The 23,751-nt window shown below is 69.6% G+C and carries 25 protein-coding genes, 1 tRNA gene and 1 riboswitch; of the genes, 14 read left to right on the top strand and 12 right to left on the bottom strand.

The genetic code is table 11. The features are described 5' to 3' along the window. Positions 1-80 precede the first annotated feature (80 nt). From IE260_RS04805 to IE260_RS04795, 3 genes are all read left to right on the top strand, one after another. On the top strand, positions 81-1,511 hold the full coding sequence (locus tag IE260_RS04805) for an MFS transporter (protein ID WP_189869198.1): 1,431 nt from the start codon (positions 81-83) through the stop codon (positions 1,509-1,511). A 95-nt stretch (positions 1,512-1,606) separates the two neighbouring features. Further along, on the top strand, positions 1,607-2,632 hold the full coding sequence (locus IE260_RS04800; RefSeq protein WP_189869197.1) for an SEC-C domain-containing protein: 1,026 nt from the start codon (positions 1,607-1,609) through the stop codon (positions 2,630-2,632). A 50-nt stretch (positions 2,633-2,682) separates the two neighbouring features. Next, positions 2,683-3,141, top strand: a complete 459-nt coding sequence (locus IE260_RS04795) for a DUF3592 domain-containing protein (RefSeq protein ID WP_189869196.1) — start codon at positions 2,683-2,685, stop codon at positions 3,139-3,141. A 30-nt stretch (positions 3,142-3,171) separates the two neighbouring features. Here IE260_RS04795 and IE260_RS04790 read toward each other — a convergent pair whose 3' ends face one another. Continuing rightward, on the bottom strand, positions 3,172-4,233 hold the full coding sequence (locus IE260_RS04790; RefSeq protein WP_189869195.1) for a YDG/SRA domain-containing protein: 1,062 nt from the start codon (positions 4,231-4,233) through the stop codon (positions 3,172-3,174). A 124-nt stretch (positions 4,234-4,357) separates the two neighbouring features. Here IE260_RS04790 and IE260_RS04785 point away from each other — a divergent pair, with 124 nt between their 5' ends. Then, positions 4,358-7,549 (top strand): DEAD/DEAH box helicase, encoded by a 3,192-nt coding sequence (locus tag IE260_RS04785; RefSeq protein WP_189869194.1) that lies wholly within the window; start codon positions 4,358-4,360, stop codon positions 7,547-7,549. Between the two features lie 3 nt (positions 7,550-7,552). Here the strand turns inward: IE260_RS04785 and IE260_RS04780 are convergent, their stop codons facing one another. Continuing rightward, entirely contained in the window at positions 7,553-8,215 is a 663-nt protein-coding gene (locus IE260_RS04780) for an ATP-binding protein (RefSeq protein WP_229880416.1), read from the bottom strand. 202 nt (positions 8,216-8,417) lie between these two features. Here IE260_RS04780 and IE260_RS04775 point away from each other — a divergent pair, with 202 nt between their 5' ends. The 3 genes from IE260_RS04775 to IE260_RS42530 all read left to right on the top strand — a co-directional run bounded on the left by IE260_RS04775 (position 8,418) and on the right by IE260_RS42530 (position 9,783). After that, the gene (locus IE260_RS04775) at positions 8,418-9,263 is read left to right on the top strand and encodes a helix-turn-helix domain-containing protein (protein WP_189869192.1); all 846 of its coding nucleotides are present in this window, start codon (positions 8,418-8,420) and stop codon (positions 9,261-9,263) included. Beyond that, on the top strand, positions 9,263-9,463 hold the full coding sequence (locus IE260_RS04770; protein ID WP_189869191.1) for a DUF397 domain-containing protein: 201 nt from the start codon (positions 9,263-9,265) through the stop codon (positions 9,461-9,463). The genes IE260_RS04775 and IE260_RS04770 overlap by 1 nt, the downstream gene beginning before the upstream one ends. Positions 9,464-9,651: 188 nt before the next feature. Next, entirely contained in the window at positions 9,652-9,783 is a 132-nt protein-coding gene (locus tag IE260_RS42530; RefSeq protein ID WP_268254915.1) for a hypothetical protein, read from the top strand. 60 nt (positions 9,784-9,843) lie between these two features. Here IE260_RS42530 and IE260_RS04760 read toward each other — a convergent pair whose 3' ends face one another. The 4 genes from IE260_RS04760 to IE260_RS04745 form a co-directional block, all read right to left on the bottom strand. After that, entirely contained in the window at positions 9,844-10,671 is an 828-nt protein-coding gene (locus IE260_RS04760; RefSeq protein ID WP_189869190.1) for an SAM-dependent methyltransferase, read from the bottom strand. Between the two features lie 111 nt (positions 10,672-10,782). After that, on the bottom strand, positions 10,783-10,968 hold the full coding sequence (locus tag IE260_RS04755) for a DUF1272 domain-containing protein (RefSeq protein ID WP_189869189.1): 186 nt from the start codon (positions 10,966-10,968) through the stop codon (positions 10,783-10,785). A gap of 181 nt (positions 10,969-11,149) precedes the next feature. After that, positions 11,150-11,623: a carboxymuconolactone decarboxylase family protein gene (locus IE260_RS04750; protein WP_189869188.1), complete on the bottom strand. Its 474-nt coding sequence runs from the start codon at positions 11,621-11,623 to the stop codon at positions 11,150-11,152. Between the two features lie 119 nt (positions 11,624-11,742). Further along, entirely contained in the window at positions 11,743-12,627 is an 885-nt protein-coding gene (locus IE260_RS04745) for an alpha/beta fold hydrolase (RefSeq protein WP_189869187.1), read from the bottom strand. 148 nt (positions 12,628-12,775) lie between these two features. Between IE260_RS04745 and IE260_RS04740 the strand changes: the two genes are divergently transcribed. Together IE260_RS04740 and IE260_RS04735 are read left to right on the top strand one after the other, a co-directional pair. Next, positions 12,776-13,225, top strand: coding sequence for a DNA-binding protein (locus IE260_RS04740; RefSeq protein WP_189869186.1), 450 nt, complete (start codon positions 12,776-12,778; stop codon positions 13,223-13,225). Between the two features lie 91 nt (positions 13,226-13,316). Then, the gene (locus tag IE260_RS04735; protein WP_189869185.1) at positions 13,317-13,619 is read left to right on the top strand and encodes a hypothetical protein; all 303 of its coding nucleotides are present in this window, start codon (positions 13,317-13,319) and stop codon (positions 13,617-13,619) included. A 158-nt stretch (positions 13,620-13,777) separates the two neighbouring features. Here IE260_RS04735 and IE260_RS04730 read toward each other — a convergent pair whose 3' ends face one another. The 3 genes from IE260_RS04730 to IE260_RS04720 form a co-directional block, all read right to left on the bottom strand. After that, positions 13,778-14,140: a VOC family protein gene (locus IE260_RS04730; RefSeq protein WP_189869184.1), complete on the bottom strand. Its 363-nt coding sequence runs from the start codon at positions 14,138-14,140 to the stop codon at positions 13,778-13,780. Between the two features lie 46 nt (positions 14,141-14,186). Next, complete coding sequence (locus IE260_RS04725) at positions 14,187-15,734, bottom strand: MFS transporter (RefSeq protein ID WP_189869183.1); 1,548 nt, start codon at positions 15,732-15,734, stop codon at positions 14,187-14,189. 73 nt (positions 15,735-15,807) lie between these two features. Next, on the bottom strand, positions 15,808-17,178 hold the full coding sequence (locus IE260_RS04720; RefSeq protein ID WP_189869182.1) for a DUF445 domain-containing protein: 1,371 nt from the start codon (positions 17,176-17,178) through the stop codon (positions 15,808-15,810). Between the two features lie 194 nt (positions 17,179-17,372). On the opposite strand from IE260_RS04720, the gene IE260_RS04715 reads away from it, so the two are divergent. Further along, on the top strand, positions 17,373-18,752 hold the full coding sequence (locus tag IE260_RS04715; protein WP_189869181.1) for an SGNH/GDSL hydrolase family protein: 1,380 nt from the start codon (positions 17,373-17,375) through the stop codon (positions 18,750-18,752). A 53-nt stretch (positions 18,753-18,805) separates the two neighbouring features. Beyond that, positions 18,806-19,408 carry an RdgB/HAM1 family non-canonical purine NTP pyrophosphatase gene (rdgB, locus tag IE260_RS04710; protein WP_189869180.1) on the top strand — a complete coding sequence of 201 codons (603 nt, stop codon included), beginning with the start codon at positions 18,806-18,808 and terminating at the stop codon, positions 19,406-19,408. Between the two features lie 17 nt (positions 19,409-19,425). On the opposite strand, the gene IE260_RS04705 is transcribed toward rdgB, so the two are convergent. Both IE260_RS04705 and bcp read right to left on the bottom strand, forming a co-directional pair. Then, positions 19,426-19,512, bottom strand: a tRNA-Leu gene (locus IE260_RS04705). Positions 19,513-19,554: 42 nt separating this feature from the next. Beyond that, on the bottom strand, positions 19,555-20,022 hold the full coding sequence (bcp, locus tag IE260_RS04700; RefSeq protein WP_189869179.1) for a thioredoxin-dependent thiol peroxidase: 468 nt from the start codon (positions 20,020-20,022) through the stop codon (positions 19,555-19,557). 94 nt (positions 20,023-20,116) lie between these two features. On the opposite strand from bcp, the gene IE260_RS04695 reads away from it, so the two are divergent. The 3 genes from IE260_RS04695 (at position 20,117) to sugE (ending at position 21,297) form a co-directional block, all read left to right on the top strand. Further along, positions 20,117-20,446 carry a DUF3618 domain-containing protein gene (locus IE260_RS04695; protein WP_189869178.1) on the top strand — a complete coding sequence of 110 codons (330 nt, stop codon included), beginning with the start codon at positions 20,117-20,119 and terminating at the stop codon, positions 20,444-20,446. A gap of 23 nt (positions 20,447-20,469) precedes the next feature. Continuing rightward, a complete protein-coding gene (locus tag IE260_RS04690) occupies positions 20,470-20,826 on the top strand; it encodes a GroES family chaperonin (protein WP_189869177.1) in 357 nt (118 codons plus the stop codon). A gap of 46 nt (positions 20,827-20,872) precedes the next feature. Continuing rightward, a riboswitch (guanidine-III (ykkC-III) riboswitch) is annotated at positions 20,873-20,943 on the top strand. 33 nt (positions 20,944-20,976) lie between these two features. After that, on the top strand, positions 20,977-21,297 hold the full coding sequence (gene sugE, locus IE260_RS04685; RefSeq protein WP_189869176.1) for a quaternary ammonium compound efflux SMR transporter SugE: 321 nt from the start codon (positions 20,977-20,979) through the stop codon (positions 21,295-21,297). Positions 21,298-21,318: 21 nt separating this feature from the next. On the opposite strand, the gene IE260_RS04680 is transcribed toward sugE, so the two are convergent. Beyond that, positions 21,319-23,742, bottom strand: coding sequence for a transglycosylase domain-containing protein (locus IE260_RS04680; RefSeq protein ID WP_189869175.1), 2,424 nt, complete (start codon positions 23,740-23,742; stop codon positions 21,319-21,321). Positions 23,743-23,751 lie beyond the last annotated feature (9 nt).

Genomic DNA, 23,751 nt, shown 5'->3' with positions numbered 1-23,751 from the left:
CAATGACCGAACTGACGGTGCTACGTTTGTCCACGACTGCAGTTCAATGAACGAACCTGCAATGGGAGGGCTGACAGCACATGACGGGCACCGGCACGGACCCCACCACCACCGACACCTCGGCAACCACCCCCGACACCTCGTCGCGGACGGACACCGCCCGCGACTCGCCCCCGCGCCCCGGCGCCACCCTCGCCCTGACCAGCGCCGCCACCGCCGTGGCCCTGATGACGTACACAGCGCCGATGGTCACGCTCCCCGCCACGGCCGCCGACCTGCACACCCCGCTGTCCGCCCAGGCCTGGCTGCTGAACGGCACCCCGCTCGGCCTCGCCGCGCTGCTTCTGGTCGCCGGCAGCCTGGCCGACGACTACGGGCGCCGCCGGATCTTCGTCTCCGGCACCCTGGCCCTCGGCATCACCACCGTCCTCGGCGCGTTCGCGACCACGACGTGGCTGTTCACCCTGTTCCGCGTCGCCCAGGGCGCGGCGAGCGCGGCACTGCTGGCCAGCAGCCTCGGCCTGCTCGTCCACGCCTTCCCCACACCGGGCGGCCGACTGCGCGCCACCGGGGTGTGGGGCGCTTTCGTCAGCGGCGGCATCGCCGCGGGCCCGCTCCTCGTCGGCGCGATCCCGAGCTGGCGGGTGTCCTACGGCGTCCTGGGCGCCGCCGCGCTGATCGCGGCGGGACTGGGCGCACGCACCCTGTCGGAGTCGCGCTCGCCGAGGGGAGGCCGGCCGGACCTCACCGGAGCGGTGACGTTCGGACTGGCGCTGGTCGCGCTGGTGGCGGCGCTGACGCTGGGCCGGGACGGCTGGCTGCGGGCTCCGGTGGGCCTGCTGCTGGCGGCGGCCGCCGTGCTGACCGCTCTGTTCGTGCTGGTGGAGCGCCGCACGGCCGCCCCGATGATCGAGCTCTCCCTGCTGCGCCGGCCGCCGTTCCTGGCCTCCTCCGCGGGCGGTCTGTTCACGGGCCTGGCGGTGATCGGCCTGTTCAGCTTCCTGCCGACGCTGCTCCAGCAGGCGCTGGGCCTGTCCGCGATGGACACGGCGTGGCTGTTCCTGCTCTGGTCCGGCCTGTCCTTCGCGGTGGCCCTCCAGGCCCGCCGCCTCGCCCACCGCGTCTCGCCGCGCCACCAGCTGGCCATCGGCTTCGCCCTGCACGCGGCCGGCGCCCTGGCGATGCTCGGCGCCGTCGACGCGGGCTCCTGGGCCCGCCTGCTGCCCGGCCTGGTCCTGGCCGGAGTGGGCAGCGGCCTGCTCAACGCCGCGCTGCCGCTGCTGGCGGTGGAGTCGGTGCCGGCGGCCCGGGCGGCGATGGGCTCGGGAGCCCAGCAGACCTTCCGCTACATCGGCTCGTGCGCCGGGGTCGCCCTGACGATCGCCCTCGCGACGTCGGCGGGGGCGCCGGGCCGGGGCGCGGACCTGGCGATGGCGGTGTCGGCGGGGCTGGCGGTGGCGGCGGCGGTGCTCGTGGGGGTGCTGCGGGAGCGCGGCCTGCCCGCACGGTGACGTTCCGGGAGGCCGCAGTGCCCGGAAGCCCGTCCCACCGGCCCTGGCCTGCCGGTACCTGACCTCCGTCACCCGGCGGCAGTACGGTGTCCCCCATGCGCCCCGACACGCCTGCCGAGAACGTCGACCACACCGCCGAAGCGGCCCGTCTGGAGCGGACCGCCGGCCTCTACCCCGAGGACGCCGAGGCCCTGCTGCTGCAGGCCGCCGCCCACCTGGAACTGTCCGGCGACCGCCCCGCCGCGACCAAGCTGTACGACCGCCTGCTGTCCTCGTCCGGGGGCGCCCAGGGCCTGGAGAACCCGTCCCTGGTGCGCGCCCTGAAGGCGTCGAACCTGTGGGAGTACGGCCACGAGGCGGAGGCCCGGGCCATCATCGAGGGCGTCCGCACGGCGTCCCCCCGCGACCCGGCCCCCTGGGTCATCGTCGCGGAGGCCCTCGAGTCCCACGACGAGCTGGAGCAGGCGCACGAGACGTTCACGGAGGGCGCCCGCCTCCTCCTGACGGGCGTGACGGAACCCCCGTACTCCACCCACCCCCTCCTCTTCGGCCGCCACCGGGTCCGCAGGATGCTGGGCCTCGCCCACGACGAGTGGGACACCCTGGCCGACGGCCTCCACTCCATGCCGGTCTCCCTGGACGAGCTCCACGACCCGAAACGCGTCTGGTCCCTCGGCTCGGACAACCCGGCCGAGCTGGAGGCGGAGATCTTCCGCCTGCGCGCCGAACTGGGCGCGTACCGGGAGGCGCTGTCCCGCCCGTTCCCGGTGGCGATGCTCCACTGGCCGGCCGCCGAGCTGACGGAACTGACGGAGGCGTACCCGACCCTGGCGGAGGAGTACTCGTCCTACGAGACCCACCTGGCGACGATAGAGGCGGCCCTGCGCGAACTCGCGTCCTCGGGCACCCCGAACCTGGGCATCGTCACGGGCACGGTCCCGTCGTACGAGGCCTTCGCCGCCTCGGAGGGCTCCTCCCCGGCCGACGCGACACTGCTGCCGCAGTACGCGACGACGCTGGCGGCCCGGGGGCGGGCGGCGGCGTGGCCACCGGACCGCTCGGCGGCATGCTGGTGCGGCTCGGGACGAGCGTACGGGGAGTGCCACGGAACCGAAGGGTGACGGCGTCCGTCCAGTCCGATAGCTGACGTCGGCTCCTGGGGGGAGGCCACGTGGACCAGCCGTGGCTCACGATCACGCTCATCACGGCGGCGGGCGCGGTGGCGTTGGGCATCTCGATCCTGCGCCTCGCCCTGGGCCGGCGCCGGGCCCTGCACCGCCTCGGCGTCCGGGGCGTCCGCACCAGGGGCGAGGTGGCCCGCAGCGCCCGCCGCGAGGGCCCCACGATCCATCCCCCGCAGGTCCGCTACAAGGCCCCACCTGTCGACCGCCCCGACGCCCCACCCACCCAGACCTACCGCCGCACCCCCCTCAACCACGAGTCCCACCCCCTGAGCGCCGGCGTCCCGGTCGTCCTGCGGTACGACCCGAGAGACCCGCGCCGGGTGGTGGTCGCCCACACGAAGGACGGGCGGCCGGGGATGGTGTCGTATTCGGCGGGGGCGAATATGACGTGGGGGGTGTTTTTTGTGCTGTTCGGGGTGGCTATGGGGGTGTGGGCGTTCTTGTGAGGTCGCAACCGAACGAGACAGCGCGGAGACTCACTCCCCGATGTCATCCTTAAGCACCTTGACCGCAGCTTTCTGCTCCCAGTACCTCCGGTGGTACTGGAGGTACTCCGGATGGACTCGGTGGCCGTCCCTCACAGTGAGCTTCGGCAAGAGCCTCGCGCCGGAGAGGTCTGACCGCACGATGACGGACCAGTCTTCTGCATTCACTGCGATCGCACCGATGTCGAGTCGCACATGGCAGTTAGGGCAAAGGCACAGGATGTTGGGCTCGACGTCGGGCCCATGGTGGGGCTTCCCCAGGGGTCGTATGTGGGCACCCTCGCAGTACGGATTACCGTCCGGCCCCCTCAGACGAAGGCCGCACAGCTGGCACTGCCCCTCATAGAGCTGCTTGATTCGTTGCGCGGCAGCTGTATCCCTAATCAGGCGGCGCACCCGCATGCTGCGCGAGCGCGGGAACTTCTCTGCGTCCCACTGCTCGACAGGCGGCTCTTCGCTTTCATGCTGCCCATCACCTTGCTCATCTTGCTCGTCATCGAGCTCTTCCAGCACTTCGATGACATGACGTTCGACCGGGGTCTGCACCTGCTCCGGGTCGGGCAAGCGCCGCAGGTCAAACTGGCAGATGTCAATCGGTGACCCGTCAGGAGCCGGGTACTTGGAGGTAGTCGTGCGTACATCCGTGATCTCGTACAGGCCGTCGTACCTGTAGGAGTCGGACGGCGAGTACCGCGGATCCCCCTCGTACCCTCGGATCACGCGGATGGGGTACCCCCGCTCATAGCTGAGCCGGAGAGCAGCATTGTCCGTGTAGGACCACGACTGGCTGCGAAGCAACCTGCCGGTGGAGTCCTTGTCCTTTCCCTCCGAAGCGCCCGTGTATCGGATCTGCTCCCAGTCGTCCTCGTCGTCCACATAGCCGCCGTGCAGGACTATCGCATCGCCGACCTTGCTGCCGTCCTCGTCCCGTAGCCAGGAGATGCCACGCTGGTTCGTCTGATGCAGTTGGGCACGCTGCACGTCTAACCGCCGGTGGAAGACCATGCCTACGGGCACACCTTCTACGTGCCCGATGATTCGTTTGATTCCCATCTAGCCATACTGGAACGAACGTGATCGATCTCATTGAACTTCTGCTCACTGAAGCCAAGTTGAGACCGGCAGGCAAGCAACATCGAACGATCTCGGCCCGGATTGTCAGAGCTCTCTGTTACACATGAGCCGAGTTGTCCGGCGTGATCAAGGAGTAGGTGTGTCTGAGCTGGAGGATCTGCCCCAACCTGCCGCGGGTCTGTACGAGCAACTGATCACGCTCCGTTTCGAGCAGAAGCTGCAGGAGCTCTCCCAGCTTGGCTGGCATCCGATGAGCGAAAGGGTGGGGTCCGAGTCGGTCCCTCACGTGCTTGCGCGGCACGTCTCGCGCACCGTGCGCCGCGTTCTGCAAAACCTGCCCGCTGAAGAGCGCGTGCACGCGGCCAACCACATCTTGGAGTCCATCGGCACACTGAAGGGCGCCCAACAGTGGGTTGACCTCATCGCAGACGGCCCCCAGCAGCTCCTAGCCATCACGCGGCAGGAGGCACCCGGGGTCTTCGCCGTACGCCCTGGCATCCCACTCTCGGATACCGCGCTCCTCACCAACTCTCCCGAGGACCCAAGCCTCGGATTCGAACTGCGCGCAGAGCTCGCTACAGCCGACCGCGTGGACCTTCTGTGCGCCTTCGTCAAGTGGCACGGGCTTCGGGTCATCGAGCGGTCCTTGCGGGCAGCGTACGAGCGGGGAGTGCCGATAAGGGTCTTGACCACGACGTACATCGGCGCCACCGAGCGGAGAGCGTTGGACCGCTTGGTCGAAGACTTCGGAGCCGAGGTCAAGGTGAACTACGAAACGCGTTCGACGCGGCTCCACGCCAAGGCATGGCTGTTCCGGCGGGAGAGCGGTTACGACACCGCGTACGTCGGTAGCTCAAACCTGTCCAAGGCTGCTCTCCTTGATGGCCTGGAGTGGAACGTGCGCTTGTCCTCCGTTGCCACGCCCGACGTGATGCGGAAGTTTGAAGCGACGTTCGAGTCGTACTGGAATGACCCATCCTTCGAGACGTACGATCCCGACGCCGATGGCGGTCGTCTTCAAGACGCGCTGGCAGTGGCTGGCGGAACACCGTCAGCCGACCGGACCATTACGCTGTCCGGCCTCGAGGTACGGCCGTACCCCTATCAGCGTGACATGCTCGAGCGCCTCGACGTCGAGCGCAAAGTCCACGAGCGACACCGGAACCTCTTGGTAGCGGCAACCGGCACGGGCAAGACCGTCATGGCTGCACTTGACTACAAGCAGCTCTGCCAGAGATACGGTCGCGATCTGCGCCTCCTGTTCGTGGCTCACCGAAAGGAGATATTGCAGCAGTCCTTGCGGACCTATCAGGACATCTTGCTCGATGCGAACTTCGGGGAGTCCCTGCACAGCGGTGAGATCCCGGAGCGCTGGACCCATGTCTTCGCGAGCGTTCAGTCGCTCAACGCACGAGCGCTTGATCGTCTCGACCCCGACCATTTCGACGTCATCGTGATCGACGAGTTCCACCACGGAACCTCACCGACTTACCGGAAGATCATCGATCACTTCCAGCCGCTGGAACTGCTCGGCCTGACTGCCACGCCAGAGCGCATGGACGGAAAGAACGTTCAGGACGAGTTCTTCGACGGCCGCATCGCCGCCGAGATGCGCCTGTGGGAGGCGCTGGACAACAAGCTCTTGTGCCCCTTCCACTACTTCGGCATCAGTGACACCACTGACCTGAGCGCCGTGGAGTGGAAGCGCGGAGCGTACGACGTGAGCTCGCTCAGCAACGTCCTGACGGGCAACAAGGTCCGCGCTGGCCTCGTCGTCAAGGCCGTCGAAGAAAAGGTGAGCGATCCGACCCGCATGCGGGCGTTGGGATTCTGTGTCTCCGTCGCTCATGCGCACTTCATGGCAGAGTCCTTCCGCTCGGCTGGCTTCAACGCCGTCGCGGTATCCGGGGAGACGCCGGCCGATCAGCGCCGGGAGGCGCTCGCGGACCTGAGGTCTGGGGCACTCCAGGTGGTCTTCTCAGTCGACCTCTTCAACGAGGGCGTCGATGTCCCCGATGTGGACACCCTGCTTCTACTCCGTCCGACGTCAAGCGCGACTGTGTTCCTCCAGCAGCTCGGTCGTGGACTTCGGCGCTCCGGCAATAAGGCTGTGTTGACCGTCCTGGACTTCATCGGCCAGCACCGTAAGGAGTTCCGTTTCGAGAACCAGTTCCGCGCCCTCACGAACCTGACGCGTAAGCGGCTGCTGGACCACATCGAGCATGACTTCCCGAAGCTCCCCTCCGGCTGCGAGATCGTGCTGGAGGAGAAGGCAAAGCACACCATCATTGCCAACATCAAGGACCAGCTCAGCGTCAACGTGACCACGCTGACCCGTGAGGTGGCCGACTATGGGGAACCCCTCCTCAGCCGCTACCTGGAGGAAAGCGGCCGAGACATCAAGGAGGTGTACCGGGGGAACGGGAACTCCTGGACGGGGTTGCTCCGCCGCTCCGGCCTGATGGACCGCGAGGCACCTGAAGGCGAGGCCGCCCTCCTCAAGCGAGTACCTGCGTTCCTGCATGTCGACGACCCCCTGCGTGTGGATGCGTACACGCGCATACTCGAAGACGATGCCGCCCCGTACAGCGACCTCGACGAGCAGGGGAAGGCATACGCCCGCATGCTGTTCTTCCAGCTATGGCCGCTGGGCGGTTTCACGAGGAAGGGCTTTGCCAGCTACGACGCGGGGCTTGCCGTTCTCCGGAAGCACCCGGCCTTCCGTAGCGAACTGCGTCAAGTGCTGGCCTACAACCTCGCCCATACCGAGCACGTACCGATTCCACTCCTCGATGCGGCCGGCGACCGGGGTATCCCCCTGACCGTGCATGCCTCCTACAGTCGCGAAGAGATCCTCCCTGCACTCGGTCAGGCGGACATCGGAGGCTTCATGCCCGGTGACTTCCGTGAGGGCGTGAAGTGGTGCGAGTCGATCGCGACGGACGCGCTCCTCATCACCCTGGAGAAGGATGAGAAGGACTTCTCCCCTCAGACCCGCTACCACGACTTCGCACTGAGCGAGACCCAGTTCCACTGGGAGTCCCAGAACCAGACCTCCGAGACCTCCCCGACGGGGCTGAGGTATCAGCAACACGCCGCTCGGGGCAGCCAGGTACTGCTGTTTGTCCGCCGCTACAAGACCACCGACATAGGCGGTGCTCAGCCGTGGATGCTTCTGGGCCCTGCTGAGTACCAGAGCCACGAGGGCAGCAGGCCAATGGCTATCACCTGGAAGTTGAAGCACGAGCTCCCGGCGGATGTGCTGTCCTACGCCAAGGCGGTAGCGGCGGGCTGACCTTTAGCCGGAGACGCGGGTCGCGTCCAACTCGGCTTCGAAGTGCGTCTGCGCGCGGTCCAGAATCTCGTCCGTGTCATGGCCGTGAACCTGCAGCCAGTGCAGCAGGTCGGAGATGACGTCGATGGCGGCTGCTTCTGCCGCCATCGCGCCCAACCGACTTCGCCGAGGCGTGCCGAAGAGCTCTCCATCACCGTACGAACTGAGAACCCTCGCGGCTCGCGTTACTCGCGCACCGCCCGCATGCCCCTCCGAAGTGACCGGTGCGGTGACGAGCTCGCACCACGTCACCTTGCTATCTCCGTGCAGTTCAACCCCCCAGCGTTCGGTCAGGGCATCAACGAGCGCCATACCTCGTCCGCTCTCCGCGTCGTCACTCGCGTCCACAAGCGTGGGAAGTGCTCGAGCGCCCGGGTCACGCAGCTCGATGCGGAGGCGGGTGCCTCTCAGGGAGACCATGAGGTTGGCGGGGGTACCAGGACCGACGTGCGCGATCACATTGGAAACGAGCTCGCTGACGCACAGTTGAGCCGAATCGCTGAGCTCCTGCAGACCCCAGGCACTCAGCCGGGTTCGCATAAGACCGCGCAGCACTGAGACCTCTTCCGGCTCGGCAAGGAACGGGAATCCCCACGATGCGAGGGGGATGTTGGCTGCTTCGTCCACGCTGCTACTCCTACCTGGGACACGATGGTTACACCCTGAATGCTGTCCCATACGGAGAGTTGCACTGAAACTCTCAAAATGGAACTCTCATAGGCCCCCTGCTGGAGCGCAGCACCGCCGTACGCGCCCCCAGCGCACACCGCCTTGTCGTTCTTCCCGCGGGGCGGCGAGGATCAGCCGTCAGACAAGAAGGGCTTGAGTCATGGCAGTTGGACCCACCACACGAAGGCGACAGTTGGGCGCTGACCTGCGCCGACTTCGTGAACTGAAAGGGCTGACGCTAGAGGAGGCGGGTGCCCGAGTCGGCATCTCGAAGGCAACCCTCAGCCGCTACGAAACGAAAGAAGGCACCGTCAAGTGGCCAGCCGTCGACGCCCTGTGCCGTGAGTACGGAGCGACGGACGAGGAACGCCTTGCATTGGTTGAGCTAGCCAAGGGCGCCAAGATCCAAGGATGGTGGCGATCCCTCGCCGACCCCATCCCCGAGTCCATGAACCTCATGCTCACCTTGGAAGACGAGGCCGTACGCGAGGACCACTACGCTTGCATGTACGTTCCCGGACTTCTCCAGACACGCGCATACGCCGAGGCCGTACATCGGGCTTCGGAAGTGCAGTGCGGGGAGGACGAGGTACAGCACATGGTGGACATTCGCATGAAGCGGCAGGAGCTACTGGACCGCGACGAACCGCCACACATCTGGTGTGTGATTGATGAGGCCGCGATCCGGAGGCGTGTCGGCGGCCAAGAGGTCATGCAGGAACAGCTCAAGCACCTGCTCGCGATGTCCCAGCGGCCACACGTCACCGTCCAAATCCTCCCGTTCGCCAGGGGCGCCCATGCGGCAGCCGTCGGCAGCTTCGCCATCCTTCGTGGGCAGGCTCCCGACTTGGACGTGGTGTACGTGGATCTTCTCGGCGGCGGGCTGTTCATGGAAAAGCCGCAGGAACTGCAACGCTATAGGTTGGCGTTCGAGTACCTCAGCGCCCAGGCGCTCGACCTCGAGTCCTCGACCGAACTCATTGACAGGGTCAGCAAGGAGCTGTGATGACGCCAGCGTCAGACCACCACTGGTTCAAGTCCTCGTACAGCGGTGGCAGCGGAACCGAGTGCGTGGAGTGCGCGTACGTAGCGCAAGGCGCATTGATACGCGACTCGAAGTGTGTGGGCGGACCCGTCCTTGCCGTGCGAACCAACACTTGGCGGCGCTTCATCGACGCCTTGCATACGGACCACCGGAACAGGTGATCGTGGGCGGACAACATCCAGCGATCGGCGTTCCCGCTCCCTTGCCGTTGACGACCATCGGCGATATCAGAGCCGCTCTCCGGTGCGGGCACGGGTTCCCCGGTGACCGTGAGGCCTTCGAGGCTGATCTGCAGCACGCGCTGGAGGCCTCGTCGGACGCAGATCTCAGGGCCGTAGCCACAGTGATCGTGGACTACCGGGGCAGGCTCCGCCTGCACCAGGACCCCGACTTCGACATCGCCGTCCAGGAAGGCATCGACCTGACGGCGCGACTGAAGCAGGAGGCCCGGGATCAGTGGGCGGCGGCATCGCAGCCGTAACCGCGCGCCTGCCGGTCATCGGCCCTGAGTCGAGCGCGTCCTGCCCGGCCCAGCCCCGCCTCAGCGCTTGCGCCCCACCCCGCAGTAGGCGTCCACGGACGCGGCACCCGCGCTACCCGGCCCCTCCGGATCCGGCCGCCAATCCGGCACCCGGACCACCCCCGGATCGAGCAGCTCCAGCCCGTCGAAGAACCCGGCGATCTCCTCGACGCCGCGTACGTAGTACGGCGTCGCGCCGCTGGCGTTGTAGGCCGCCGACGCGGCGATCATGCCCTCGCTGGTGGCGGTGCTGTCGCTGATCACCAGGTGGCTGCCCGACGGGAGGCCCGCCATGAGGCGGCGTACCAGGTCGCGGGCCTGGTCGTGGTCGGCTACGTGGCCGAGGGTGTTGAGGATGATCAGGGCGATCGGCTGGGAGAAGTCGAGGGTTGCGGCGGCGGCTTCCAGGACGGCGTCGGGATCGTAGAGATCGGCGTCCAGGTAGGCGGTGCGGCCCTCGGGGGTGCTGGTGAGCAGGGCTCCCGCGTGGGCCAGCACGATCGGGTCGTTGTCGACGTACACGATCCGGGCGTCGGGAGCGACGCGCTGCGCCACCTGGTGGGTGTTGTCGGCGGTGGGCAGTCCGGTGCCGATGTCGAGGAACTGCCGGAGGCCCGGCTCCCCGGCCAGGTGACGGACGGCGCGTCCCAGGAAGTGGCGGCTGGTGAGCGCCACGTCGACGAGGCCGGGGAAGATCTCCTTGATCTGGTCCCCGATCTGCCGGTCGACCTCGTAGTGGTCCTTGCCGCCGACGAAGTAGTTCCAGAAGCGGGCCGAGTGGGGCGTGGAGGTGTCGATCCGGGCCCGTATCTCCTCGCTCGCGGCAAGCTGGGGGCTGAAGTCCGACACGGCAGGGCCTCCTGCGAGTTGGTGAGGGCGATCAGTGCACCAACCTAGTGCCGCGGTTGTCCGCGCCGCATGAGTAGGAACCGACCCGTCTGTCCGGACGGACGGGCGCCGTCAGCGGCTCGGCGCGCGGCGGGGGCGGGTCACGAGTTCGCCGCCGCAGTTGGGGCACGTGTTCCGCAGGGCGTCACCGCACGGCACGCAGAACGTGCACTCGTACGAGCAGATGCGGGCGGGTGCGTCCAGCGGCAGTCGCGCGGTTTCGCACCGTTCGCAGCGGTCACGCATCTCCAAGGCCATGGTTCCCCCGGCGGGTTCAGGTGGTCGGGAGCCCATTCTCGGCCCGGAGCTCCGGGCCCGGCAGTGCCGGTCGGGGCAGGTGTGCGCAAGATCCTGCCAGGCCGGGCGCCGTGACGGCCCGACCGCCCCGCGGCGGTGTGCCCTCACGGCGCCCTGTACGGCGCGTGGCCGGGACAGCCGGTCAGTCGAACATGCCCGGCTCGTAGCCGCCCGCCGGCTGCTGGACCATGACGTTGACCCGGTTGTAGACGTTGATCAGGGCGATCAGCGAGACCAGGGCGACGAGCTGGTCCTCGTCGTAGTACTTGGCCGCGTCGGCCCATGCCGCGTCGGTCACGCCGCCGGCGGCGTCGGCGATGCGGGTGCCCTGCTCGGTCAGTTCCAGGGCGGCGCGCTCGGCGTCGGTGAAGACCGTGGCCTCCCGCCATGCCGCGATCAGGTTCAGGCGCACGGAGGTCTCGCCTGCCTTGGCGGCGTCCTTGGTGTGCATGTCGGTGCAGAAGCCGCAGCCGTTGATCTGGCTGGCGCGGATCTTCACCAGCTCCTGGGTCGCGGCCGGCAGCGTCGAGTCCGACAGGACCTTGCCCGCCGAGTTGACGTGCCGCAGGACCTTCATGGCGAGCGGGTTGCCGAAGACGTTGAGACGAGCTTCCATCGTGATCTCCTCGCGCTCCGTGAGGTGCGTCGGTGGTTCCGGTTCGTCGTTACACAGCTACGACGGACCGGGCGGTGGGGAATGTGACACCCCGACGGAGCCCCGGAGTGTGACCTGCGTCACCCGACGGCGGGGCGGGCGAGGAGCCGTTCCAGCGCGGCCGTCACGTCGTCCGGGCGTTCGTCCATCACCCAGTGCCCGGCGTCGTCCAGCATCGTCAGTTCGGCGTCCGGGACGGTCTCGGCCAGCTCGGTCGCGACGGCCGGGCGCAGGTACGTGTCCGCGCGGCCCCAGATGATCGCGGTGGGGCAGGTGATCTCGCCGAGGCGCCGGCGCAGTTCGGGACGGGGCGCGGTGCGGTAGTCGCCGAAGTAGTGGACCAGCCAGCGGCGGCCCCGCGCCGTGTCCATCCAGTCGACGTAGTCGGCCAGGAGCGCGGCGTCGAGGTGGCCGTCGCGGACGAGCGGCATCAGGGCACGGCGGTGGATGGCGGCCAAGGGGAGGCGAGTCGCCGGCGCGCTGAGGACGGGGGTGCGTCCGGCCAGGCTGATCAGGCTGAAGACGGTGTACCAGGGGCGGGCGAACGTCGACTGCGCGCGGCTGTTGAGGACGGCCAGGCGGCGTACGCGGTCGGGGTGGGTCTGCGTGAAGCCCAGGGAGAGGAAGCCTCCGTAGTCGTGGCCGACCAGGTTCACGGCGTCTTCGATGTCCAGCGCGTCGAGCAGCCGGCCGACGCGGGCGACCTCCGTGTCGTAGTCGAAGGACAGGTGCAGGGGACGGTCGGACTCGCCCCAGCCGAGGAGGTCGGGGGCGATGACCCGGTACCGGCGTGCCAGGGGCGGGATCTGGTGGCGCCAGCAGTGGTGGTTGGCCGGGTAGCCGTGCAGGAGCAGGACCGGCTCCGCGTCGGACGGCCCCCATTCCCAGCAGGCCACGCGGGCGCCGTCCACCACGACCGACGCGGTGCGGCCCTCCCGCGCCGCGCCGGGGACCTCGATGCTCATCGCCTTCGCCTTCCCTTCGACGTCGTCCTACTCAGCTGGTACCCGGCCAACGCGGGTCCGGGGTGCGAGGTTCGGCCGAACGGGGCAGTGAACATCCCGTTCAAAATAAAGCGTTGACAACGAAGTGTGGAAGCCGGACTCTGGGTCCATGTCGTCAGCATCCGGATCCGAGCACCCCGCCGACCCCTTCACGCCCCCCTCCCCCGACGAGGCCCGCGCCCAGCGCGTGTACGCCTCCCTCTTCCGCATCGCCGAACGCCACGCGGCCACCGACGAGCAGCGCCGCCGCCAGGTCCATCCGTCGATGCTCGCGCCGCACGAGGCCGTCAGGCTGGTGTCGTTCCTGCTCAGCGGTGCCGCGCAGTTGGCGGACGGCGAGCCCGAGGTGGACCGCGCCGACATCACGGCCGCGCTGAGCCTCGTCCCGCTGGTCCGCGGGGAGATGGACGAGCTGGAGGCCGGACTCCTGCAGATGGCGCGGGGGCGCGGCATGACCTGGCACGAGGTCGCGTTCGGGCTGGGCCTCGGCACGCCCCAGGCCGCTCGCCAGCGCTACGAGCGACTGGCCGGCCGGGTCGACACCGACGCGGCGGGGTAGTCCGGCCGCTCACCCCGGCGCGTGCGGCGTGCCGGGGGAGGATTAGCCTCGGGCGGAGAAGTCGCCCGACAGCAGGCAGCAGGAGGCAGGCATGGCGAAGGTTCCCAGCTCGGTGGTGGCCGCGACCGGTCTCGTCGGCGGGTACGGCGTGGCCCGCTGGACGAAGAAGCGGCAGCTCGGCGGGGCCGTCCTCGCCGTCGCCGGGGCCGCTGCCGCGCAGCAGTGGCGGGAGCGGGCCGGCGGGAGGACCGCGGGGGCGCTGACCGCCGCGTACGTCGCCGCCTTCGCCGGGTCGCACCCGCTCGCGAAGAAGGTGGGCGCCTGGCCGGCGGTGTTCGGCGTCGCGGGGGCCGTGGCCCTCGCCTCCTGGGCCGTCGCCGACCGGCGCGGCTGATCCCGGCCGGATCCGGCCCGGCGGCCGACCCCGGCCGGGCAGCCGGACGTCCCCGGCCGCCTGCGAGCGGTCGGCACCGGGGCGCCGCCGGGCAGACCGGCGAGCAGGACGGCGGCGATTCGGCACGGCCGGTGCGACCAGCCGTCCGCCGGACGGACTCAGGCCGGGCGGTGGCTCAGGACGTTGACCACCCTGCCGCCCGGATCCCGTACGAAGAACCGCCGAACGCCCCACTCCTCGTCCCGCAGCTCCCGTACGACCTCGGCGCCCGAGGCCACCACCCGCGCGTACACGGCGTCGACGTCCTCGACCTCCACGCTCAGGTCGGGGACGACGGGCGCGGTGCGTTCCTCGGTGAGGAAGCTGACCTGGGCGGTGGGGTTCGCCGGGGAGGCCAGGGTCGTCACCCAGCCCAGGTTCATGACCTCCTCGAAACCGAGCAGGCCGTAGAAGTCGTGGCCGGCGCCCAGCTGCTCCTCGGACTCGACCTGGATGTTGGGCACGATCCTGCGGACGGTCATCGGGTGCGCTCCTCACGGTGGGCCGGTCGGGCGGTACGTCCCGACCCTACGCCGTCGCCGCACCCGACCCCGGCGCTCCGGGCGACCCCGGGGATCGCGGCGACACCTTGCCCCCCGTCTGCGCCTCCGCCGCCGACAGCGGCCGGGCGATGTCCTCCAGCGAACGCCGCTCCGCCTTCACCGCCAGGAACGCCGCCACCAGGCCGGCCGCGCACATCAGGGCGGCCCCGATCTGGAAGGCGAGGACCGTGTCGCCGACCACGCCGGACTCGGTGAGGTCGGCGAACAGCAACGGACCGCTGATGCCGCCGGCGGCGGTGCCGAGGGCGTAGAAGAAGGCGATGGCCATCGCGCGGGTCTCCATCGGGAAGACCTCGGAGACCGTGAGGTACGCGCTGGACGCCCCTGCCGACGCGAAGAACAGCACCACGCACCAGCACGCCGTCATGGTCGTGGCCGTCAGGGAGCCGCGGCCGAACAGCCAGGCCGTGCCGAAGAGCAGGAGGCCCGAGAGCAGGTACGTGGACGAGATCATGATCCGGCGGCCGACCGTGTCGAACAGCTTGCCGAGCAGCAGCGGGCCCAGGAAGTTGCCCGCGGCGATGACGGCGAAGTAGTAGCCGGTGTGGCCGGTCGGCACGTCGAAGAACGTGATGAGGATCGCGCCGAAGCCGAAGGTGATGGCGTTGTAGAGGAACGCCTGGCCGATGAAGAGCGACAGGCCGAGGAACGCGCGGCGCGGGTAGCGGGCGAAGACCGTCCTGGCGATCAGGCCGAAACCGATGCTTTTGCGCTGGTGGATGGTGATCTCGCCGGCCGGCGGCGGCAGCTTCTCGCCCTTCTCCTGCTCGATCTCCCGTTCGACGGAGGTCACGAGCCGATCGGCCTCGTCGCCGTAGCCGTGGATGAACTGCCAGCGCGGGCTCTCCGGGACGTGCCGGCGGACCAGCAGGATGACCAGGCCGAGGACCACGCCCATGGCGAAGCTGAGCCGCCAGCCGAGGTCCTTGGGGAAGATCGCCGTGTCCAGCATCAGGATCGACAGCAGGGAACCGCCGATGGCGCCCAGCCAGTAGCTGCCGTTGATGATGAGGTCGACCCGGCCCCGGTACTGCGAGGGGATCAGCTCGTCGATCGCCGAGTTGATGGCGGCGTACTCACCGCCGATGCCGAAGCCCGTGAGGAACCGGAAGAGGAAGAACCACCAGGACTCGAAGGACACGGCGGTCAGCGCGGTCGCCGCGAGATAGACCGCCAGCGTCACCATGAACAGCTTCTTGCGGCCGTAGCGGTCGGTCAGCCGGCCGAAGAACAGGGCCCCCGAGCAGGCGCCCGCCACATACAGGGCCGCCGCCGTACCGGTGATCTGCGCGGAGCTGATGTCCAGGCCGCTGCCGTCCTCGGCGATGCGACCGGCGACGTTGCCGACGATCGTGACTTCCAGACCGTCCAGGATCCAGACGGTGCCGAGGCCGATCACGATCATCCAGTGCCACCGCGACCACGGCAGGCGGTCCAGGCGGGCCGGAACGGCGGTGGTGACGGTTCCTGTGGAGGCCGGCACAGAGGCCGGCGACGACGATTCCGCTGCCATGGGCTCCCTCTCCGTTGGCGACCCCCACCCATGTGCCCGGAACCCGCGGGAGCAAGCCCTGCCGGATCCCCCGTCACGCTCCCAGAATGCGGGAGACGGTGTAGATCAGCAGCCCGGCCAGGGAGCCGACCACCGTGCCGTTGATACGGATGAACTGCAGGTCCCGGCCGATGTGCGCCTCGATCTTCTTCGTGGTGTGCTCGGCGTCCCAGCCCGCCACGGTGTCGGTGATCAGCGAGGTGATCTCCCGCCGGTAGGTGGTGACGACGTACACCGCGGCGCCCTCGACCCAGCTGTCGACCTTGCCCTGCACCTTGGCGTCGGAGGCCATGCGGGCGCCCAGCGACAGCAGCGAGGCACGTACCCGCAGCCGCAGCTCGCTGCGCTCGTCCTCGGCCGCCGCGACGATCATGGACCGTACGGCCGTCCAGGCGGAGGCGATCAGGTCCTGGACCTCGCCGCGGCCCAGCACCTCGGTCTTCAGCCGCTCCACCCGCGCCCGGGTGTCGGTGTCGGACTGCAGGTCGGAGGCGAAGTCGGCGAGGAAACGGTCCAGGGCGCCGCGCGCCGGGTGCGCGGGCATGTCGCGCATCTCGGTGACGAAGCGCAGCAGCTCCTTGTAGACCCGCTCGCCGACCTTGCGGTCAACGAACCGGGGCGTCCAGCCGGGCGCCCCGCCCTGCACGGCGTCCATCACGGAGTCGCCGTGCAGCACCAGCCAGTCGTGGGCACGGGAGACGACCAGGTCGACGACCCGTCTGTGGCCCCCGTCGGCGACCACCTTGTCCAGCATCTTGCCGATGCCCGGGGCGATCTCCGCCGCGTCGGCCCGGCGCGTGATCGCCTCGCCAACCACCGCCTGCACGTCGGAGTCGCGCAGCACGGTGAGGGCGCCCCGCAGGGCGGCGGACAGCTCCGCCGTCACCCGGTCGGCGTGTTCCGGCACGGCGAGCCAGGCACCGAGCCGGCTGCCTATGCCGACGGCGCGCAGCCGCTGCCGTACGACGTCCTCGGAGAGGAAGTTCTCGCCGACGAACTCGCCGAGCGACACGCCGAGCTGGTCCTTCTTGGTCGGGATGATCGCGGTGTGCGGGATGGGCAGGCCGAGCGGATGGCGGAAGAGGGCGGTGACCGCGAACCAGTCGGCGAGCGCGCCGACCATGCCGGCCTCGGCCGCCGCGGCGACATAGCCCGCCCAGGGGCCGGCGCCCTGGTGGGAGGCCCACTTGGCGAGGACGTACACCAGGGCCACGAAGAGCAGCAGCCCGGTCGCGGTGAGCTTCATGCGGCGCACCCCGCGCCGCTTCTCCTCGTCGGCCGGGCTGAAGGCCGTCATCGCGCGGTTCGTCACGGTGCCGGGGCGGGCGGCCCGCCCGACCGCGTCACCGGTACCTGCGACACCCCCTTCAGGGATGTCCTGAATCTCCGCTTTCGTCCGTTCCATCCGCTCCACCCGTTCGACGATCCCTCACACATTGTCCCTTCCTGACCGACTCCTGGAACGGAACACAAGTTCCCGGCGTCTGTCCGGACGGGGGAATGCCCGGGGGTCCCGCGGTCTTTCCCCGGCCCGTGACGCATCATGGGGCCATCGGACCGGAGCCTCGGGCTCCCCTCGCCCGAGGAGAACAGCACAGCATGACCAGGGGTCATGACGCGGGTGCGGGGGATTCCCCCGCGGGGGTACCCGCCGCCAAGCACCGCGCCCTGCTGGCCGCGATCGTCGCACTGATCGTGGCCGTGTCCGCCGCCATATACGCCGGAGTGGCGGCCGACGACGGTGCCAAGGGCCACACACCGCTCGCCGGCAGCCGCCAGCCGCACAACGACGCCGCACCCGCCTCCACCGGCACCTGGGTCGGCGCCTGGTCCACCTCCCCGGCAGCCGCGGAACCGGGCACCGAGACGACCGGCATGGCGGGCCGCTCCGTGCGCAACGTCGTCCACACCGGCGTCGGCGGTACGAGTGCCCGGATCACCCTGTCCAACCTCTACGGCCAGTCGCCCCTGACCATCACACACGCCTCCATCGCCCTGTCCGACGGCACCGGCACCGCCGCCGCGGCCGCCCACAGCATGCGCCGGCTCACCTTCGGCGGCAGCCCCCGCGTCGTCATCCCGGCGGGCGGACACGCGACGAGCGACGCCACCCGCATCACCGTCCCGCACGGCGCCGACGTCCTGGTCACCACCTACTCCCCCACCCGCTCCGGCCCGGTCACCTACCACCCGCACGCCCGGCAGACCAGCTACGTCGCCGTCGGCGACCGCACCCAGGACACCACCGCCGCCGCCTACACCCGGCAGACCCCGTACTGGCGCTACCTGACCGCACTGGACCTGCTGAGCCACGAGGCGGCCGGGACCGCCGTCGCCATCGGCGACTCGATCACCGACGGCTTCGGCTCCACCATGAACGCCAACCACCGCTGGACCGACTTCCTCGCCGCACGCCTGCGCGACGCCGCCGAGGACGGACGGGACGCACCCCGCTACAGCGTCGTCAACCAAGGCATCAGCGGCAACCGCATCCTCACCAGCGGCCGCGGACGGCCCGCCGACAACCAGAGCGGCCTCATCCGCTTCGAACGCGACGTGCTCGGCCGCACGAACGCCAAGGTCGTCATCATCTGCCTCGGCGTCAACGACATCCTCCACAGCCCCGAACTCGCCGACCGGGACTCCATCCTCGACGGCCTGCGCACCCTGGTCGACCAGGCACACGCCCGCGGACTCAAAGTCGTCGGGGCCACCGTGACGCCCTTCGGCGGCACCCGCGGCTACACCGACGCCCGCGAGACCATGCGCCAGGAAGTCAACGCCGAGATCCGCGCCGGCCGCGTCTTCGACGCCGTCGTCGACTTCGACAAGGCCCTGCGCGACCCGTACGACCCGCGCCGGCTCCGCTCCGACTACGACTGCGGCGACAACCTGCACCCCAGCGACAAGGGCTACGCCCGGATGGCCGAGGCCATCGACCTGGACGCGCTGAAGGGCGCGGCACCGGCCCGACTGTGAACGGCGGCGACGGGGTGCCCAGGCCGCCTGCCGTCCCCGGAATACTGGACCCCATGACCCGCTTGATCCTCGCCACCCGCAACGCCGGAAAGATCACCGAACTCAGGGCGATCCTCGCCGACGCCGGGCTGCCCCACGAACTCGTCGGCGCCGACGCCTACCCCGACATCCCCGACGTCAAGGAAACCGGCGTCACCTTCGCCGAGAACGCCCTCCTCAAGGCCCACGCCCTCGCCCGGGCCACCGGCCTCCCGGCGGTCGCCGACGACTCCGGCCTCTGCGTCGACGTCATGAACGGCGCCCCCGGCATCTTCTCCGCCCGCTGGGCCGGCCGCCACGGCGACGACAAGGCCAACCTGGACCTGCTCCTGGCCCAGATCGCCGACATCGCGGAGGAACACCGGGGCGCCCACTTCGCCTGCGCGGCGGCGCTCGCGCTGCCCGACGGCACCGAGCGCGTGGTCGAGGGCCAACTGAGGGGTGTGCTGCGCCACGAACCCGCCGGCACGGGCGGCTTCGGTTACGACCCGATCCTCCAGCCGGACGGCGAGACCCGCACCTGCGCGGAACTGACGGCGGAGGAGAAGAACGCGATCAGCCACCGCGGCAAGGCGTTCCGGGCGCTGGTGCCGGTGGTGCGGGAGCTGCTGGGCTGAGCCATCGAGAAGAAGACTGGTGCGGCCGGAGGGACTCGAACCCTCACGGGAGTTACCCCACTGGGACCTAAACCCAGCGTGACTGCCAATTCCACCACGGCCGCCCGAGGCTGCTGCCCGGCCATGCTACTGGCCGGGCGGCGCCGTCAGATGCCGAGGTCCTTGATGATCTTGGCGACGTGGCCCGTCGCGCGGACGTTGTACAGGGCGCGTTCGACCTTGCCGTCCTTGTCCACGATCACCGTGGAGCGGATGACGCCCATGTAGGTCCTGCCGTAGTTCTTCTTCTCGCCGAAGGCGCCGTAGGCGTCGAGGACCTTCTTCTCCGGGTCGGCGAGCAGGGTGACCTTCAGGGATTCGGTCTCGCGGAACTTGGCCAGCTTCTCCGGCTTGTCGGGGGAGATGCCGATGACGTCGTAGCCGGCGCCGGCCAGGAGCTCGAGGTTGTCGGTGAAGTCGCACGCCTGCTTCGTGCAGCCGGGGGTGAGGGCCGCCGGGTAGAAGTAGACGATGACCTTGCGGCCCTTGTGGTCGGACAGGGACACCTCGTTGCCGTCGGCGTCCGGGAGGGTGAAGGCGGGGGCCACGTCCCCGGGCTGGAGTCGCTCGCTCATCGATCTAGCGTAACCGGGGGTCCTGACGGTGCGGCCCGGCGTGGAGCTGACAGACTGTCCCGAACAGCATCAGCTTCACATCGGAGGCCGTACGGTGGCGGACACGTCGGACACGAGAACCCCGGCGCAGATCGAGGCGGACATCAGGCGCCGCCGCGAGGTGCTGGCCGAGACGCTGGACGAGATCGGGGTGCGGGTGCACCCCAAGACGATCATTGGTGACGCGAAGGCCAAGGTCGCCTCGAACATCGATCACACCCTCGGGCGGGCGTACGTCGAGGTCAACCGTGTGGTCAGCGATGTGAAGTCGCGGTTCGTCGACGAGGGGGGCGCCCCTCGGCTCGAGCGGGTCGTGCCGGTGGCTCTCGTGGTCGTCGGGGTGGTGGGGCTGCTCGCCCTCGGTACCCGGCGGCGCAAGGGCTGAGACGAGGCAGGTAGGTTCAGGGCGTGAGCGCCAAGAGAAACGACCACAGCACCCAGCACGACAAGCTGCCCATCCGCATGCTGCACGACCGTGTACTCGTGCGGCAGGACACCAGCGAGGGCGAGCGGCGTTCCGGGGGCGGCATCCTGATCCCCGCCACGGCGGCGGTCGGCCGACGGCTGGCCTGGGCCGAGGTCGTCGCGGTGGGGCAGAACGTACGGACCGTGGAGCCGGGTGACCGGGTTCTGTTCGATCCGGAGGACCGTGCGGAGGTCGAGGTGCGCGGTGTCGCGTACGTGCTCATGCGCGAGCGTGATCTGCACGCCGTGGCCGCGGACCGCTTCGAGGGGTCGGAGGACTCGACCGGGCTGTATCTGTAGGGCAACGACGAAGAGGGGCTGGTGACCGGCGTCACCAGCCCCTTTGTGCTTCCTTTGCTACCTTGGAGGCACCCGACGAGACGCGCCGTACCGGGTTCAAGGAAAAGACGACGCACCACCGTTTCGTTCGTTCACGCGGAGGTGCCTGTCATGGCGTGGGTTCTGCTCGTCGTCGCCGGTCTGCTGGAGGTCGGCTGGTCGATCGGGATGAAGTACACCGACGGTTTCACGCGGCTCGTGCCGAGTCTGCTCACCGGTGCCGGGATCGTCGCGAGCATGGTGCTGCTGTCGTACGCCGCCCGGACGCTGCCCATCGGTACCGCCTACGGCGTGTGGGTGGGGATCGGTGCGGCCGGTGCGGCGGTGCTCGGCATGGTGGTGCTGGGTGAGCCGGCGACCGCCGCCCGGATCTTCTTCATCTGTCTGCTGCTGGTCGCCGTGGTGGGTCTGAAGGCGACCTCGGGTCACTGATCCACGGGCCCGTCGCGGGCCTCACTGGAGGCGGGGCGCGATCGGGATTCCGCCGCCGGCCGTCGTCCCGGTGTCCGTGCCGCCGCCGCCCGCGCCGCTGGTGTCGCCGCCCTCCGTCGTGCCGCCGTCGGACGAGGTGTCCCCGCCGCCGCCGCCGTCGCCGCCGCCGGGGCCGGGCTCGGTGCTGGCGCCGCCCGTGGCCGGGCCGCCGGTCGCGGTGTCGCCGCCCGTGTCGCCGCCGGCCGTGTCGCCCGGCTCGGTGCTTGCGCCGCCGGTCTGTCCCGGGGTGGCGGTTGCTGTGTCCTCGCCGCCGGTGGTGCCGTCCCGGTCGGTGTCGTCCTCGTCGCGGTTGTCGCCGGTGCCCGTGTCGTCGGAGGCGCCGGCGGACGGGGCCTGGGAGGCGTTGGCGCCGGCCTGGAGCTGGAGGTCGAAGTCGGTGACGGGTTCGCCCTCGAGGGCGTCCCGGGTGTACTGCGCCCAGATCTCGGCGGGCGCGCCGCCGCCGTTGATGCGGGACAGGCCCATCGCGCCGTACAGCGACTTGTGGGCGGCGGTGACGGGGTCCTGGCCCATGACGGCGACGACCGTGGCGAGGTCGGGGGTGTAGCCGGCGAACCAGGCGGCGGTGTCCTCCTCGGCGGTGCCGGTCTTGCCGGCGGCCGGGCGGCCGGCGGCCTGGGCGGCGGTGGCGGTGCCGTTCTGGACGACGCCGCGCAGGACGGCGGTGGTGGTGTCGGCGGCCTCGCGGCTGACGGCCTGCCGCTCCTGCCGTTCCGGCAGCTCCACGACCTCGTTGCCGTCCTTGGTGACCTTCTCCACCAGCGTGTACGTGCCGTGCCTGCCGTGGTTGGCGAGCGTGGCGTAGGCCTCGGCCATGTCCAGGGCGCTGGCCGTGGCCGTGCCGAGGGCGATGGCGGGGCCTTCCGGCATCTCGGGGGTGTCGGCGGGCAGTCCGAGGTCGATGGCGGTCTGCTTGACCCGGTCGGGGCCGACGTCGACGGCCATCTGCGCGTACACGGCGTTCACGGACTTGTCGGTGGCCTCGCGGACGGGGATGTCGCCGTAGTCGTGGTGGTCCTCGTTCTCCGGGGCGTAGACGGTGCCGGTCCAGCCCTGGACGGGGCGTTCGCTGGTGCCGTCGTAGATCGTGTTCGGGTTGATCATGCGGCCGTCCTGGGTCTGGGAGTGGTTCTCCACGGCCGAGGTGAACACGAACGGCTTGAAGGTCGAGCCGACCTGGAAGTCGCGGCGGGTGGCGTTGGGCGTGTACTGCTTGACGTAGTCGATGCCGTTGTACATCGCGACGACCTTGCCGGTCTTGGGGTCGACGGAGGCGCCGCCGGCGCGGACGTAGGTGTCGACCTTGCGGTTCTTCTGGTCCAGCTGGGACATGAGCTTGTCGTCGACGGCCTTGACGAAGGCGTCCTGCTTGTCCTTCTGCAGGGTGGTGGTGATGCGGTAGCCGCCCCGGTCGAGCTCGTCCTCGGCGACGATCTTGTTCTTGATCAGGTAGTCCTTGACGATGCGGACGACGTAGCCGCGCTGTCCGGACATGCCGGTGGAGACGGTGGTCTCCTTCGGCATGGGGAACGTCAGGCCGGCCCGTTCGGACTGGGCGAGCCAGCCCTTCTTGACCATGCCGTCCAGGACGTAGTTCCAGCGGGCCTGGGCGGCGGGCTTGTTCTCGGGGTGGGCGACGACGTCGTACTCGCTGGGCGCGTTCAGCAGGGAGGCGAGGTACGCGCCCTGGGCGGCGGTGAGCTCGGTGGCGTCGACGCCGTAGTAGGCCTGGGCGGCGGCCTGGATGCCGTAGGCGTTGCGGCCGAAGAAGCTGGTGTTGAGGTAGCCCTCCAGGATCTCGTCCTTGCTCTTCTCCCGGTCGAGCTTGATCGAGATGAAGAACTCCTTCACCTTGCGGGTGACGGTCTGCTCCTGGGCCAGGTAGTAGTTCTTGACGTACTGCTGGGTGATCGTGGAGCCGGACTGCTTGCCCTTGCCGGTCGCGGTGTTCCAGGCGGCCCGGACCATCGCCCCCGGGTCGATGGCGGACTCGGTGTAGAAGTCGCGGTCCTCGGCGGCCAGGACGGCGTGCTGGGCGTCCTTGGAGATCCGGGCGAGGTCGACGCTCTCCCGGTTGACCTCGCCGTCGCGGGCGAGGACGCTGCCGTCGGCGTACAGGTAGACGTTGCTCTCCTTGGTGGCGAGCGCGTTGGCCGGCGGGATGTGGACCAGCGAGTAGCCGAGGAAGAAGCCGCCGACCAGCAGCAGGACGGCGAGGACGCAGGTGCTCAGCACCACGCGCCAGGTCGGGATCAGCCGGCGCCATCCGGTGCGCCTGGGCCGCTTGGGCTTCTTCGGCCGCCCGTCCCCCGGGGTGCCTGCCGCCTGTGGCTCTCCCGGCGCCCAGCCCCGGTTCGGCTGCTGCGGCTGCGGCTCGTCGCTCATGTCGTGCAC

The organism is Streptomyces viridiviolaceus, from assembly GCF_014650995.1.
GTDB lineage: Bacteria > Actinomycetota > Actinomycetes > Streptomycetales > Streptomycetaceae > Streptomyces > Streptomyces viridiviolaceus.
Note: the sequence above shows the minus strand (reverse complement) of the source record. Positions and strands in the feature narration are given on the sequence as shown.